We start from the raw sequence: 15135 nt of genomic DNA on the forward strand, positions 1-15135 counted from the left end.
GGGTCACCGCGCGGTCCGCATCTGATGGTGTCGACGTCAATGGTATACGGGTGCACCATCGACGTCTTCAATACAGAAGATATCAGTGCGGAATGTTTTGGGAGGTAGTCCAAACAGCCCCGGCTGGGGTCCTGTGTAGTCACCCTTTAGGCGGAACTCTCCTAATTATTTGGATGAGTCGTTTACTTACTTGTACTGTTACCGTCTTCCCGCTCTTATTGGGGTATGCTTTGTTCGTATGTAAACGTATGACATGTTGATGGGGGAGGGTGCTATGGCTCGCGAGGGCGCTCGTTCTAAGGATTCGGCTAAGCCTGGCATCAAGGAAGTTGCAGCGGTGGCGGGGGTTTCGCCTACTACGGTATCTCGCGTGCTTAATAATCGCGGCTATATTAGCCAAGAGACCCGCGATAAGGTCCATGCCGCGATGGAGCGCGTCAACTATGCACCCAACGATATCGCCCGTGCCATGCTCAACGGTCGCCTGAATCTAATCGGTATGATCGTCCCCTATGTCAACAGCCCGTTTCATGCCCAAGCGGTCCAAGCCGTTGAGCGTACCCTGGCCGAAAACGGTTTTAAGATGCTGCTGTGCAATAGTGCCAATCGACCTGATCTTGAGCGTTCTTATATCGATATGCTTCGGCGCAATATGGTTGATGGCGTCATTGTCAATTCGCTTAATATCGGTGCCGAGGCGTATGCCGAGATGGGCTTGAGTCTGGTTGGTATCGACTGCGACCTTGGCGAGGCCTCTGTTCAGATTGCGAGCGACAGCTATAGCATCGGCGAACTTGCCACGCGTCGCCTGATTGATGACGGGTGTTCGCGCATCTTGTGCCTGCGCAACAATAGCCGCATGCGTATGCCTGCCAATAAGCGTACCGATGCCTACCACGATGTTGTAGAGCAGGCTGGTTTGCCCGCGCTTGTCCGTGAGGTCGAGTTCGTTAAGTCTGACGACGAAAAGAGCGCGGTCGTTGCGAAGATCCTCGATGAGAACCCTGATATTGACGGCATCTTTGCGGGAGACGACACGATGGCGGCTATCTGTCTTAACGTGATGAAGCAGCGCGGCTTGAGCGCTCCGGACGATATTAAGGTCGTGGGCGCGGATGGCGCCCGCCGCACTATGACGTTTATGCCTGACTTAACAACCGTTCGTCAAGATATCGATCGCATCGGAGAGCTCGCGGCGCAATCCATCATCGCTCTTGTTAACGGTGAAAAGCCCGAATCGAATACCAAGCTTCCTGTCGAACTTATCGAGGGTAAAACCGCGTAATTCACCCCGCGCCAAAAGAATCCCTCAAACGCCTCCAATAACCGTTCGCCGGCATATGTCAACCGTTTGCCGACGACTGGAACTGCGAAAAGACGTATTGGTGTGAAAACGTTTGACATATGAAAACGATTGACATATCTTGCAGTTGTACCGAGTTAGTATCACGTGGGAAGGAAGTCTCGGATGCACAAGGTGTATTACCAGCCTGAGGGAATTTGGGTGGGCGACATCATGCCGTACGGCGAGGACGGCACGTTCTATCTCTATCATCAGCGTGACACGCGAAACCCCGGACCTTTCGGAGAGCCGTTTGGCTGGGCACTCGCGACAACCAAGGACTTCGTCAATTACAAAGACTTTGGCGAGAGCCTTGAGCGTGGCGGCGACGAGGAAGTCGACCAGTATGTTTATGCCGGCACGGTGTTTAAGGTGGGCGACAAGTACCATGCGCTCTACACTGGTTGCAATCGCGATAAGGTCCGCGCACGTTTGATGAAGCAAGTTCTTCTTCACGCAACGAGTGACGACGCCGTCAAGTGGGAGAAGAACATCGCCGAGACGCTGCTTCCGCCCCAGGAGGGTTACGATGACCGCAACTGGCGCGATCCCTTTGTGCTTTGGGATGAGGAGAACGAAGAGTACATGCTCATCCTCGGCACGCGTGTGGGCGAGGACAAGCGTCTGATGACCGGTCGTCTGGTCAAGTTCACCTCCAAGGACCTGGATACCTGGGAGTTCCAGGGCGACTGGTGGAATCCGGGCCTGTACACCATGTTTGAGATGCCTGATCTTTTTAAGATGGGCGACTGGTGGTATCTGGTGTTCTCTGAGTACAGTGATGGCAACAAGACCCGTTACCGCATGTCTCGCTCTATCAACGGTCCCTGGATCACTCCTGCGGACGATTCCTTCGATGGCCGTGCGTACTATGCCGCGCGTACCGCATTTGATGGCGAGCGCCGCGTTCTCTTTGGTTGGGTTCCTACACGTGACGAGGGCGGTGACCCCAGCTCTTACCTGTGGGGCGGCACCTTTATGCCCCTCGAGATCGTTCAACGTGCCGACGGAACGCTTGGCACCAAACTCCCCGACAGCATGCTTGGCGCCTTTGGCGAGGCCAAAACAGTCGAGGCCTTTGAGCTTTCCTGCGAGTCGGGCAAGGTCGAGCAGGTGCTCGCCGCGGATGCCGGTTCCACCTATATGCTCGACGCTGACATCGAGCTCACCGGTGACGCTGCCGGCTTCTCGGTGAAGCTTGCCGAGGACGCCGAGTCCGGTCTTGCCTATGAGTTCCGCGCCAACCTGCGTGAGGGCAAGCTCGAGTTTACGGCTGCCCCCCAGTATCCATGGTTCCAGGTCAACAACATGGGCCTCGAGCGTCCGTTGTTCTTTAAGGGCGAGGGCACTCACCATGTGCGCCTGGTCGTTGACGACGATATCGCGACCATCTTTGTCGATGATGTTGCGCTCAACGCTCGCTTCTGCAATAAGCAGGGCCAGGGTGTGGCGCTGACGGTCACCGACGGTACGCTCAAGTGCGCAAACGCAACGATTGCGTCTCTGTAATGGTGGCAAAACGTCCTATGATTTCGTAAGGGAATGGAGAGGAACATGGACTACAAAGTAGTGTCTCAGCAAGTCGTCGATAACGTCGGCGGTCTGGAGAACATCGAGGGTGCCACGCATTGCGTTACGCGTCTGCGTTTGGTGCTCAAGGATACGAGCAAGTACAACAAGGCCGAGCTCGAAAACATCGATGGCGTCAAGGGCGTGCTGTACAACAGCGGCCAGCTCATGATCATCTTCGGTACCGGTACCGTCAACAAGGTCTACGATGAGTTTATGGCTCTGACGGGCGTTAAGGAGATCAGCGCTTCCGAGGTCAAGGGCGCCGAGGCGGACAAGAAAGGCAAGTTCTTCTCTGTCCTCAAGGTGTTCTCGGACATCTTTATCCCCATCATTCCCGCCTTCGTCGGTGCCGCTATCATCATCGGCCTTAAGTCGCTGATCGTTGCCAACGGCCTCTTTGGCATGGAGGGCAGCCTCGCCGACCACAGCGAGTTCCTCAAGAACCTCGCAAGCTTCTTTGCCATTATTGCCACCACCTTTGACTACCTGCCTGTCCTGGTTATGTATAGCGCGGTCAAGCGTTTTGGCGGCAACCCGATCCTGGGTATCCTCGTCGGTATCGTCATGGTTCACCCGAGCCTTATGAACCGTAACGCGTTCGTTATGGATCCGTCGGGTGCTGAGTACTGGAACTTTGGTCCGCTCTCCATCCCCATGGTTGCTTTCCAGGGCGGCGTGTTCCCTGCAATCCTGACTGCCTGGTTTATGGCCAAGGTCGAGAAGATTGCCCAGAAGTACATCCCCGAGGTCGTCTCGTTTGTCTTTGTCCCGACCGTTACCCTGATTCTTGCTAACGTTGCCCTGTTCACCGTGTTCGGCCCGCTCGGCAACCTGATCGGCGACGTCCTCGCTGGCGTAATCGATGTCCTGTACAACAGGATGGGCGTCTTTGGCGCCTTTGTCTTCGCTGCGTTCCTGCAGCCGCTCGTCGTTACCGGTACGCATCAGTTCATCCAGGGTATTGAGGCCAACCTCGTTGCCACGACCGGCTTCAACTACATCCAGGCCATCTGGTCGGTTTCCATCATCGCCCAGGGCGGCGGCGCCATCGGCATGTATCTCATTCACAAGAAGCACTCCAAAGAGCGCAACATCTGCATGTCGTCCTTTATCCCGACGCTAGTCGGTATCTCCGAGCCCGCAATCTTTGCTGCAAACATGCGCTACTCGATCATTCCGTTCGTCTGCGCTTGCATCGGTGCAGGCTGCGGCGGTGCCTTCGTGAAACTCTTTGAGGTGCGCGCCATCGGTCAGGGTCTGACCGGAGTACTTGGCCTGCTCATCGTCACACCCGAGACGCTCGTGTGGTATGTGGCTGGCAATCTCATCGCCTTCATCGTGCCGATCGTCTTGATCTTTGCCTACAACAAGGCAAAGGGCGTGCCGACCACCGATGAAGAGGGCGCTGGCGCTGGCTTCGACGTTAGCTTCTAGTTGAGCCGTTCAGCGTAATCTGAGGGTAAGTCCATTTGGGGAAGGGCGTTCGGCTCGTGTGAGCCGAGCGTCCTTCCCCATAGACGAGAAAGTCAACGGCGATGTTTAATCAAAAAAATAAGGTGACACGCGCGGACTATGAGCAATGGCGTGCCGGACAGGATGAGACGGCGGGTCGCATCGCGTCCGACCCCGATAGGCTCCTGTTCCATGTGGAGCCTGAGCTTGGCTGGCTCAACGATCCCAACGGTTTGGTGCAGATCGGTGATACGTATCACATCTATCACCAATACGATCCATTCGATGCTGCGCATGGCGGTCCAGTGCTTTGGAATCATCTGACAACAAAGGATTTTGTGACGTACGAGAATTGCGGCCCTGTGCTGTTCCCCGATTCCGATTTGGATTCGAGCGGAGCGTATTCTGGTTCTGCCTTTGTACACGACGGCAAGATTCACTACTTCTATACCGGCAACGTCAAGCATTTTGACCGCGATGATTACGACTACGTGTTGACGGGCCGTGAGCAAAACCAAATTCATATGGTTGCCGAGAATCCCGACGAATTGGGCAAGAAGCGTGTGGCTGTTGGGCCGGTCGATTACCCCGACGATATCGGTACGCACGTACGCGACCCCAAGATCCTTGAACACGATGGTATCTACTACATGGTTCTGGGCGCTCGTACGAAAGACGACCGCGGCTGCGTGCTTGTCTATACCTCGAGCGATCTAGAGGACTGGAGCTATGCGACGCGCATTGAGTTGGGCGAGAAGTTTGGCTTTATGTGGGAGTGCCCCGATCTGTTTGAGCTCGATGGTGAGCTTATTCTCGTTTGCTGTCCGCAGGGTGTGTCCGCCGATGGTTGGCGTTACCGCAATCCGCACCAGTGCGTGTGGTTTCCCATCGAGGCCGATTGGGAGGCGCCGAGTTTTAAGATCACCGGGCAGGGCATGCCCCCGATGGTCGATGCCGGCTTTGATTTCTACGCACCGCAGTCCTTTGAGGATGCTGCGGGTCGGCGTTTGATGATCGGATGGTCGGGATGCCCCGATGCGACGGCAGAAAGCCCGACGGTGGCACGCGGGTGGCAGTGCGCGTTGACGGTGCCGAGAGAGCTGAACATGCGCGATGGTAAGCTCTGTCAGCAGCCGGCGCACGAGATTGAGGGGATGCGCGGCGACTGCGTTCGCGCGACAGGCGGTGAAACCGTTGAGGAGCCGGGCCGCCTGTTTGATCTTGTGGTTTCCTGTGAGGGCGCCCAGGTGATCGAGCTCGAAATCCGCAAGGGTGTCTTTGTGCGTTATACGGACGGGATGCTTACCCTCGATATGGGTGACGAAGGCTATGGGCGCGACCAGAGGTCGATTGAGCTCGGCGAGCTTCGCGACCTACGCGCGCTTTCGGACACTACGATGGTCGAGATTTTTGCAAATGGCGGCGAGGCGGCACTTACGAGCCGTACCTATTCGCCGGCGGTTCCGGCGATGGAGCTGCACGCCGAGGGTGCGGCATCGATGAATTTCTACCGCCTCGTGCATTAACCGTGCGTGGAGCACGATTGGATTTGCTGGACGGAATGTGTCGCAGTTGTCGCGGCCAACTACCGCTTACCGCATATAGTGACCGTTTGCGGAATAAGTAACACTCCTTAATAAACCGTGTAGAATCTCAGATAAGCACGGAGTTTTCCAGGGAGACGCTGTCCTTTGTTATGTGCAAAGGGCGGCGTCTCTTTGGCGCTTGGGGGTCGTTCTGTAGCAGGACGGCGGGCGTGTGTCACATATTAAAAAGCCAACGTCGAGATGGGTCGTGATAATAATGGGCAAGTACATAATCGTGGTTGAATCTGGTTCGGATGTGACGCCAGAGCTCTGCGAGCGCTACGGCATCGTGCGCGTGCCTATGCATGTCACGATTGGTGACGAGACCGTCGAGGACGGCTCGATCGATCCGCTCGAGATTTATTCGCGCTGCAACGAGTTTGGCGTGATGCCCAAGACCAGCGGCTGTGCGCCGGCAGATTTTGCGCATGTGTACGACCGCATCCATGCCGAGCAACCCGACGCGACCATTCTGCATCTTGCATATTCCGAGGCCACGACCTGCTCGCATCAATCATCGAAGATCGCCGCCAAGGGTCGCGACTACGTCTACTCCATGGACACGCGTTTTGTCTCGGTGGGCCAGTCGCTTGTTGTCGTCGAGACCGCCAAATACATCGAGGCTCACCCCGATGCCACCGTCGACGAGATCTTCGCCTTCGCGAACTCCGTCATGGACCGCGTGCTGCTGGGCTTTGTTCCTACCGATCTTGCCTTCCTTAAGGCGGGCGGTCGCTTGTCCAACGTCGCATTCCTTGGCGCACATCTGCTCAAGATTAAGCCCTGCATTGAGGTGACGGGCGGCAAGTTCGTGGCGACCAAGAAGTTCCGCGGCTCTATGCTCAAGTGCGCCCGCGCCTTTATTGACCACATGGTTGCGAAGGGCGAGATCGACTACTCGCACATTGGCCTGGCGTATTCGGTAGGCCTTTCCCAGGAGCTGCGCGACGACATGGAAGTCTATGCGCACGACCTGGGCTTTAAGGACATTACCTGGACTCAGGTCGGCGGCGTCATCTCGAGCCACTGCGGCCCGACCGCCTTCGGTGCGGTGCTCACGCTTAAAGCGTAAAGGCCGCAGGCGAGCGTTCTTCAGCCTGACATCTCGACGTAGACCCCAGCCATGGTGATGGGGGATAGATTAAAACGTGCCATTCTAGCCCGAGACGTTTAAACGCAAGCACATGGGCTAGAATGGCTCTGGCATTTTAATTGGTTGCATCCAAGGAGAGGCAAGGTAGCGCGAATGGCAGAAATGACGCTTGAGGGTGTGGACGCTCGTCCCGAGGACTCTGCGTTTGCCCTTGGCCGCGTGCATTCGATCGAGACGATGGGGACGGTCGACGGACCCGGCATCCGCTTCGTAGTGTTTGTCCAAGGCTGCCCCATGCGCTGTGCGTATTGCCACAACCCCGATACCTGGTCGGTTAACGGCGGCACGATGGTGACCGTCGAGCACCTTATGGACGAGTTCCAGAGTAACCATGAGTTTTACCGCAGCGGTGGTATTACGGTGTCCGGCGGCGAGCCGCTCCTGCAGCCTGAGTTTTTGGCCGACCTGTTCCACGCCATGCACAATAACCACGATGGTCGTGTGCACACCTGCTTGGATAGCTGCGGCTATGCGTTCGATCCCGCGCATCCCGAGAAGTTCGATGCCGTGCTCAACGAGACCGACATGGTACTGCTCGATATTAAGCATGCCGACCCGGTCGAGCATAAAAAGCTGACTGGGTGCGATCCCGCACGCATTCTGGCGTTTGGCGATGAGCTTGCACGTCGCAAGATCAAGGTCGTTATCCGCCACGTGGTGGTGCCGGGCATTACCGACACGGTGGAGGAGTGCGAGAAGCTCGGTCGCCTCATCGCTCCATGGCACAACGTGGTGGGCCTGGAAATGCTGCCGTATCACACGATGGGTGTCGTCAAGTACGAGCAACTGGGCATTCCCTATAAGCTTGAGGGCGTACCTCAGATGGATACCGCGCGCATGCCCGAGCTGCGCAATGCCGTTATGGCCGGTATGAAAAAGCGCCGTGCGGAGCTCAGGTCGGCCATCGGCTAACAAGCCATTTTTGCCCCTTTATGATACCCGAGCTGTACTGGCCTAACGGCTTGGTGCTGACACGGTTGAGCCAAAATGCTGGTACCATACCGTGGATAAGCAATTTGCACGGATTTGGGGGATGGCATGGCAACCATCGCGATCATAGGCGCACTCGAAAAAGAGGTTGCGCAGATTAAGGAAGAGCTGAGTGGCACGCATGAGTCGCAGGAGGCGGGCTTGACCGTTGTGAACGGTGGGCTTTCGGGTCTGACAGTAGTCGCCACGACGGCAGGCATGGGGACCGTGAACGCCGCTGCCGCAACGCAGCATCTCATCAGCAAATACGCCCCGCAGGCCGTTGTGTTTTCGGGCATTGCGGGCGGCCTAAACCCTAAACTCCATATTAACGACGTGGTTATAGGCAAGTGCCTGCGCTATCTGGATACCGATACGGCACTCATCGCCGAGTCGGCGCCGGGGCTCGAGGAGTTTGTCTCGACACCGGCGTTGGCTGATGTTGCCGCCGCCGTGCTTGCCGAGCATGGATTTGTGGATGCCTCGGCGGATGAGACTTCTGCGGAGAAGGACCCCAAGCAGTTCCTGTGTGGCACTATCGCCACGGGTGATCGCTTTGTTACGGGTGACGCCATGCGTAACGCTGCGATTGAGGCCACGCATGCCGATTGCGTCGAGATGGAGGGCGCGGCAATTGCGCACATCGCGGCCAAGAATGGTGTCGATTGCCTGGTACTGCGCGCTATCAGCGATAATTGTGACGAGGCATATGACGCGTTTTGCGAGCGCGAGTTCGATCTGGACGAGTACGCTCGCACCGCGAGCGGCATCACGCTTGACATCGTTCGTCGTATCGCCGCCGCGCAATAGCACGCCCGTTTTGTAAGAACCTACGACCAAGGAGTGTCCATGGCCGATTCCATTAACTATCAGCTTGCCAAGTTTGTTGCCAGCTACGGCAAGGTTTCGCAGATCCCCGAGTCCACCTGTCCCGAGGTGAGCTTTGTGGGCCGCTCCAATGTGGGCAAGTCGTCTATCATGAACAAACTCTTTGGCCGCAAGAACCTGGTCAAGGTTTCGAGTACGCCGGGCAAGACGAGCAACATCAATTTCTTCGAGGCCGACGACGTGCACTTTGTGGACCTGCCGGGCTACGGTTTCGCCCGTCGTTCCAAGGCCGAGCGCGACCGCTGGGCTGAGCTTATCGGCGACTTCTTCGACTCCGAGCGCAGCTTTAACCTGGTCGTATCGCTGGTGGATATTCGTCACGACCCCAGTAAGCTCGACCATGACATGATCGATTACCTGCAGGGCAACGAGTTCAACTTTATCGTCTGCCTCACCAAGGCCGACAAACTCAGCCGTACCCAGCAGGCCCGCCAAGCAGCAGCCATCAAAAAGCAGCTCAACGTCCCTGCCGAGAACGTGATCATCACAAGCTCCCAAACCGGTACCGGCATCGACGAACTCAAGCGCCGCATCGCCGAGGCCTGCCTCTAGTGAGTGCCCCTTACCAGCAAGAGCCCCTGCCAATAAAAATCAACTATCAGCCTGGCGCCCCTTCAAAGCGTGGGTCCCTGTAGACATCCTCAGCAAGGTAGGCGCAGGGACGGTCGGGATATTCCCTCAAAATCATTCCGCAGCGCGAAGGCCCCTTGTCCGTCGCTCCGTAGGAGCAGGACAAGGGGCCTTCATGCGCGAGGACGATTTTGAGGGAATATCCCGACCGTCCCGGACAGGTATATGAGGAGGATGTCTACAGGTACTCGATTTGAGCGCCTTCCGTGTCGCACGTGAGAATATGCGTATCACACTTGGGGAACTGCTCACGCAGCTTGACCTGCAGAAACTTTGCCACGATGGTGTCGTCGGTCACAGCCATGAGGGTCGAGCCTGAGCCGCTAATCCAGATGGTCTTAGCGCCGCCGTTAAGGCAGGTGTCGCGCACGGCGTTGTAGTCGGGAATCAGGCGGCGACGATAAGGCTCCTGAATGCGGTCGTCATTGGCAGCGGCAATCAGGTCCAGGTCACCAGTCTCCAGGCCGCGCGTCATGCCGGCGATGCGGCCCATTTGCCATACGGCGGTGGAGAGTGGAATCTCCTGCGGCACGACCTTGCGCGCCTCGCTCGTATGTACCTCGTAGGGCGGAATCACGGTAATAAAACGCAAGCGATCGCTCACCTCGTAGCGCAGACATTGGGGGAGCGAATCGGTCGGCGTAAAGGAGCAGACGGCGCCGCCAAGGATGGCGGGGGCGACGTTATCGGGATGGCCCTCGACCTCGGTGGCGATGCGGACGAGTTCGGCGCGGTCGACGGTGTGGCCTGTCAGCGCGGCGGCAGCCATGATGCCGGCGACGACGCAGGTGGAGCTGGAACCCAGGCCGCGGGCGACGGGGACGTCGGTCTGAATGTCGATAGCGACGGGGAAGGCCGGCTCGCCCCATGCGGCCAGCGCATCGACAAAGCTCACATAGACCAGGTTATTCTCGTTTTGGAACTCCTTGGGGCAGCCCGTGATGGTGAGCTTGTCGGCGCGCTCGAAGGTGAAGTGCGAGTAGAGGCCGACGGCCATGCCGAGGGTGTCGTAGCCGATGCCTAGGTTGGCGCTTGTTGCTGGGACGGTGATTTTGATCATGTGGGTCCTCCTGGCGTGCCTGGCTGTTTAGTTCGCTGCTCGGACAGTCCTGCGCAAGACGGAAAGCACATTAAGTGCTTTCCTTTGCGTGCGGAACTCACGACGAACTAAACAGCCAGGCACGCTGTGCGCGTTCGTCATCATCCCGAGGGTTATCTGATGAAAGAAGGTGCGCCGGCTTTCGCCGGCGCTTAATAAGGGATCTAGTTGGTGCTCATTCGTTTTGCTGCGGACTCGACGTAGCTGGCCATTTCGTCGACGTCACAGACGTCTTCGAAGCGGACAGGTTTGGACTCGAGCTCGGCGAGCTGGGTCGGGGCGACCGTGTTGGTGGCCTGCTCGAGCACGCGCATAGCCTCAAAATCGTCCTCGGGAACGTTGAGGCCCAGGGCATCGCAGCAGGCGCGCGGGAACTTGTAGGGGCTGGCGGTCGAAAGCAGCACGCGGGCCTTGGCGCCCTCGGCGGGAGCGACCTTTTCAAAGACGTGATAGCCGCAAGCGGTGTGCGGGTCGATCACGTAGCCGTTGGCGTCCCAGCAACTCTTGATGGCAGCGCGGACCTCGTCCTCGCTGGCCCAGCCGCAGCCAAAGACGCTCTGAATCTTGGCCAGCAGCTCGGCGGGCACCTCGTAGCGACCAGTCTGTGCCAGCTGCTCCATAAGGCCGGCAACGAGCTCGCAGTCGCCGTCGGACAGGAAGTAGAGCATGCGCTCGAGGTTGGAGCTGATGAGGATGTCCATCGACGGCGAAATGGTCGTGAAGAACGGGCGGTTGCGGTCGTAGACGCCGGTGGTCAGGAAGTCGGCAAGCACGTTGTTCTTGTCGCTCGCGACGATGAGCTTGGCGACGGGCAGGCCCATGCGCTTGGCGTAGTAGCCGGCCAAGATATCGCCAAAGTTGCCGGTGGGCACACAGAACTCTACGGCGTCGCCAGCCTCGATAGCGCCGGCGCGCAGCAGCTGCGCATAGGCGGCAAAGTAGTAGACAACCTGCGGTACCAGACGGCCGACATTGATAGAGTTGGCGCTCGAAAGCACCGTGCCGGCGGCTTCCAGACGCTCGGCAAGCTCCTTATCGGCAAAGATGCGCTTGACGGCGCTCTGGGCGTCGTCAAAGTTGCCGCGGATGCCGCAGACGGCGACGTTGTCGCCCTCCTGCGTGGACATCTGCAGGTTCTGGACGTGGCTGACCTTGCCCTCGGGATAAAAGACGGTGATGCCCGTGCCCGGAGCGTCGGCAAAACCGGCGAGTGCGGCCTTGCCCGTGTCGCCCGACGTGGCGGTGACGATCATGATGCGCTCAGCGCCGCCGTCCTTGGCGGAAGTGCGGGCCATGAGGCGGGGGAGCATCTGTAGGGCGACGTCCTTGAAGGCGCTTGTGGGGCCGCCAAAGAGCTCCATCACATAGGTCTGAGGGGCGTCAGCACCCGGCGCTGCGTCGAGTTTGACGAGCGGCGTAACCTCTTCACTCGCGAACGTGCCGCGGTATGCCTCGTCGACACACGCCGAAATTTCTTCGGCCGTGTAATCATTCAGTAACATTCCCAACACATCTTGAGCGATTTCAAAGTACGATTTATCTGCAAGCGAGCTGATATCGACCTGCTGGGTGCCAAGCTCGTCCGAGACAAACAAACCCCCGTCGGGAGCGATGCCGGTGCGGATTGCCACCTTACTTGAGCACGATAAAGTGCGTCCTCGTGTACTATGATAAGTTCCCATATAACACTGCTCCTCGGATGCCTTGGTCCCAATCGGTGAAACCATGGTATCAGAGCGCGCAAAATAGGTTCGCAGAGGCTTTTTAGAAAGGTAACCTCCAGCCCATGATTAAGATTGCCAAGTTTGGCGGCTCGTCGGTCGCCGACGCCGAACACTTTAAGAAGATCAAGGCCATCGTCGATGCCGACCCGGCTCGCCGTTTTGTGGTGGTTTCCGCCTGTGGTCGCCGCTTTAAGGGCGACACCAAGGTGACCGACCTGCTCTACCTGGTTAACGCGCACGTTAAGTACCACGTGTCGTGCGAGGAGCTGCTCGAGGACATCGGCCAGCGCTATTTTGATATCGCTGACGAGCTGGAGCTCACCTATCCCATCCGTGAGGAGTTCGCGGCTTTTGCCGAGCGCGCCCGCTCGGGCGGTTACTCCACCGAGGAGCTCGTGAGCCGCGGCGAGTACTTCACCGCTCGCCTGATGGCTGAGTACCTGGGCCTACCGTTCCTGGACGCCGCGACGGTTGTGGCGTTCCATCACGACGGTACGCTCAGCATGAACCGCACCTCCGAGCTGGTGCAAGAGTACGGTCAGCAGGGCGGCTTCGTTATGCCTGGCTTCTACGGCGCGACGCGCGAGGGCCAGATCAAGCTGCTCGACCGTGGCGGCGGCGACATTTCCGGCTCGATCCTGGCCAAGTGCCTAGGCGCCGACCTGTACGAGAACTGGACCGACGTTTCGGGCTTCTATTCTGCCGATCCTCGCATTGTGCCCGAGGCTCAGCCCATTGCGCGCGTTACCTACGAGGAGCTGCGCGAGCTTTCGTACATGGGCGCAAGCGTCCTGCACGAGGAGGCCGTGTTCCCTGTGCGTGAGGCGGGAATTCCGCTGGTCATCAAGAACACCAATGCGCCGCAGGACCCCGGCACCATCATTAGCGAGACGGCTGATGAGGGCGAGGCGGAGCCCATCATTACCGGCGTGACCGGCAAGCGCGGCTTTGTCGCCATCAACGTCGCCCGCGACCGCACCAAGCCCCGTGTTGGCTTTATGCGCCGTGCGCTTTCGGTGTTCGAACGCTATGACGTCTCCGTCGAGCACATGCCCACCGGTGTCGACCGCTTTGGCGCCGTGGTGCAGGAGCAGGATGTGCACGACTCGCTGTACTCGCTCGTGGGCGACATTCAGCAGGAGGTCGAGCCGCTCGAGATCGAGGTCGTCGAGGGCCTGGCGCTTATCGCGACCGTCGGCCGTAACCTGCGCGGGCGCGCAGGTATTTCGGGTCACCTGTTTGGCATGCTTGGCCAGGCCGGCGTGAGCGTGCGTATGATTTCGCAGAGCTGTGACGAGATCAACATCATTATCGGTGTCGAGGAGAAGGACTTCGACCTAGCGATTCAGACCATTTACCGTGCCTTCTCCGACGAAAACGGCATTGTGAAGGTCTCCGACCTGGAGGCTCCCGCGCCGGTCGATCCCGCCCTGGTCGCGCTCCACAAGTAGCTGCCATCCCGTTGATTTTTTGGGACATGTCTCAAAAATCTACGGCGGGGCGTTTCGTTTCGGTTTCGTTTCGACGGGGCGGGTTTCGTGCCCGCCCCGTTCTTGTATACACTGGCAACAATAATCGGCCTGCTCGGCGTGCGGGCAAAAGCCACAACCTTTAAAGGGGGAAGCATGAAACAGTACACGGTTGCTATTTTGGGCGCGACGGGAGCTGTAGGCACCCAGATGCTCGAGTGCCTCAACGAGCAGGAGTTTCCGGTCGGTAAGCTCAAGCTGCTGGCGAGCGCGCGCTCTGCGGGCAAGACCGTTGAGTTCCGCGGCGAGCAAATCGTGATCGAAGAGGCTTGCCCCGAGGCCTTTGAGGGCTGCGATATTGTGCTCGGAGCCGCCGGCGACGATATCGCGAAGGAGCTGCTGCCCGAGGCCGTCAAGCGCGGCGCTGTCGTGGTCGACAACAGCCATGCCTTCCGCATGGATCCCGAGGTGCCGCTGGTCGTACCCGAGATCAATGCCGACGATATCAAGTGGCATCACGGCCTTATCGCCAACCCCAACTGCGCGACCATTATCGGCCTGGTTCCCACCTGGCCGCTGCATCAGCTCGCCGGCGTGAAGCGCATGATCGTCTCGACGTACCAGGCGGCTTCGGGCGCTGGCGCTCCCGGTATGGCCGAGCTCGAGGCCCAGCTGGCCGCCCTGGGCCGTGGCGAGGAGATTCCCGAGCCGCGCGCTTTTGCCGCCCAGCTGGCGAGCAACCTGATTCCGCAGATTGGCGGCGTCAAGGAGGAGGGCTTTACCTCCGAGGAGATGAAGCTGCAAAACGAGGGCCGCAAGATTATGCACCTGCCCGAGCTGCGCGTGAACTGCACCTGCGTGCGCGTTCCTGTGCTGCGTTCGCACTCCGAGAGCATTACGCTCGAGTTTGAGCGCGATATAACGGTTGAGGAGGCCCGTGCTGCGCTGGCTGCCGCTCCCGGCGTCAAGCTGGTTGACGATATGGCTGCCGAGGATGCGCACGATCGCTTCCCCATGCCGATGGACACCTCCGACCAGGACCTGATTTGGGTCGGCCGCGTGCGTCGCGACATCTCGAACCCCGAGGCTGCGCGTGGCATCACCTTCTGGTGCTGCGGCGACCAAATCCGTAAGGGCGCGGCAACCAACGCCGTCCAGATCGCTAAGCTGCTCTGCGAGTAGTGTGACCTGTCCGGCGGGGGCCGGGCTTAGTTTTCAGAACACTCCGCAGACCAGTGTGGCGCCTTGTCC

General features: G+C 58.6%; 12 protein-coding genes. 10 read left to right on the top strand and 2 right to left on the bottom strand.

Annotated features, from left to right (window positions below):
- Window positions 1-274 precede the first annotated feature (274 nt).
- The 8 genes from KTF55_RS09765 to yihA all read left to right on the top strand — a co-directional run bounded on the left by KTF55_RS09765 (window position 275) and on the right by yihA (window position 9514).
- The gene (locus KTF55_RS09765; RefSeq protein ID WP_226790738.1) at window positions 275-1285 is read left to right on the top strand and encodes a LacI family DNA-binding transcriptional regulator; all 1011 of its coding nucleotides are present in this window, start codon (window positions 275-277) and stop codon (window positions 1283-1285) included.
- Between the two features lie 183 nt (window positions 1286-1468).
- On the top strand, window positions 1469-2851 hold the full coding sequence (locus tag KTF55_RS09770; protein WP_217108505.1) for a family 43 glycosylhydrolase: 1383 nt from the start codon (window positions 1469-1471) through the stop codon (window positions 2849-2851).
- A 45-nt stretch (window positions 2852-2896) separates the two neighbouring features.
- On the top strand, window positions 2897-4348 hold the full coding sequence (locus tag KTF55_RS09775; protein ID WP_138113269.1) for a PTS transporter subunit EIIC: 1452 nt from the start codon (window positions 2897-2899) through the stop codon (window positions 4346-4348).
- 101 nt (window positions 4349-4449) lie between these two features.
- Window positions 4450-5892: a glycoside hydrolase family 32 protein gene (locus tag KTF55_RS09780; protein ID WP_161144617.1), complete on the top strand. Its 1443-nt coding sequence runs from the start codon at window positions 4450-4452 to the stop codon at window positions 5890-5892.
- A 277-nt stretch (window positions 5893-6169) separates the two neighbouring features.
- The gene (locus KTF55_RS09785; protein ID WP_161162444.1) at window positions 6170-7024 is read left to right on the top strand and encodes a DegV family protein; all 855 of its coding nucleotides are present in this window, start codon (window positions 6170-6172) and stop codon (window positions 7022-7024) included.
- Between the two features lie 174 nt (window positions 7025-7198).
- A complete protein-coding gene (pflA, locus tag KTF55_RS09790) occupies window positions 7199-8017 on the top strand; it encodes a pyruvate formate-lyase-activating protein (RefSeq protein ID WP_217108506.1) in 819 nt (272 codons plus the stop codon).
- A gap of 126 nt (window positions 8018-8143) precedes the next feature.
- The gene (gene mtnN / locus KTF55_RS09795; RefSeq protein ID WP_117766538.1) at window positions 8144-8884 is read left to right on the top strand and encodes a 5'-methylthioadenosine/S-adenosylhomocysteine nucleosidase; all 741 of its coding nucleotides are present in this window, start codon (window positions 8144-8146) and stop codon (window positions 8882-8884) included.
- A gap of 39 nt (window positions 8885-8923) precedes the next feature.
- A complete protein-coding gene (gene yihA, locus KTF55_RS09800; RefSeq protein WP_055252447.1) occupies window positions 8924-9514 on the top strand; it encodes a ribosome biogenesis GTP-binding protein YihA/YsxC in 591 nt (196 codons plus the stop codon).
- A gap of 256 nt (window positions 9515-9770) precedes the next feature.
- On the opposite strand, the gene thrB is transcribed toward yihA, so the two are convergent.
- Both thrB and thrC read right to left on the bottom strand, forming a co-directional pair.
- Entirely contained in the window at window positions 9771-10652 is an 882-nt protein-coding gene (gene thrB, locus KTF55_RS09805; protein ID WP_055285404.1) for a homoserine kinase, read from the bottom strand.
- 203 nt (window positions 10653-10855) lie between these two features.
- On the bottom strand, window positions 10856-12373 hold the full coding sequence (gene thrC / locus KTF55_RS09810) for a threonine synthase (RefSeq protein WP_117766540.1): 1518 nt from the start codon (window positions 12371-12373) through the stop codon (window positions 10856-10858).
- A gap of 104 nt (window positions 12374-12477) precedes the next feature.
- Between thrC and KTF55_RS09815 the strand changes: the two genes are divergently transcribed.
- Both KTF55_RS09815 and KTF55_RS09820 read left to right on the top strand, forming a co-directional pair.
- Window positions 12478-13866: an aspartate kinase gene (locus KTF55_RS09815; protein ID WP_117766542.1), complete on the top strand. Its 1389-nt coding sequence runs from the start codon at window positions 12478-12480 to the stop codon at window positions 13864-13866.
- Window positions 13867-14040: 174 nt separating this feature from the next.
- Complete coding sequence (locus tag KTF55_RS09820) at window positions 14041-15066, top strand: aspartate-semialdehyde dehydrogenase (protein WP_117766544.1); 1026 nt, start codon at window positions 14041-14043, stop codon at window positions 15064-15066.
- Window positions 15067-15135 lie beyond the last annotated feature (69 nt).

Source organism: Collinsella sp. MSK.8.10 (assembly GCF_019041915.1).
GTDB lineage: Bacteria > Actinomycetota > Coriobacteriia > Coriobacteriales > Coriobacteriaceae > Collinsella.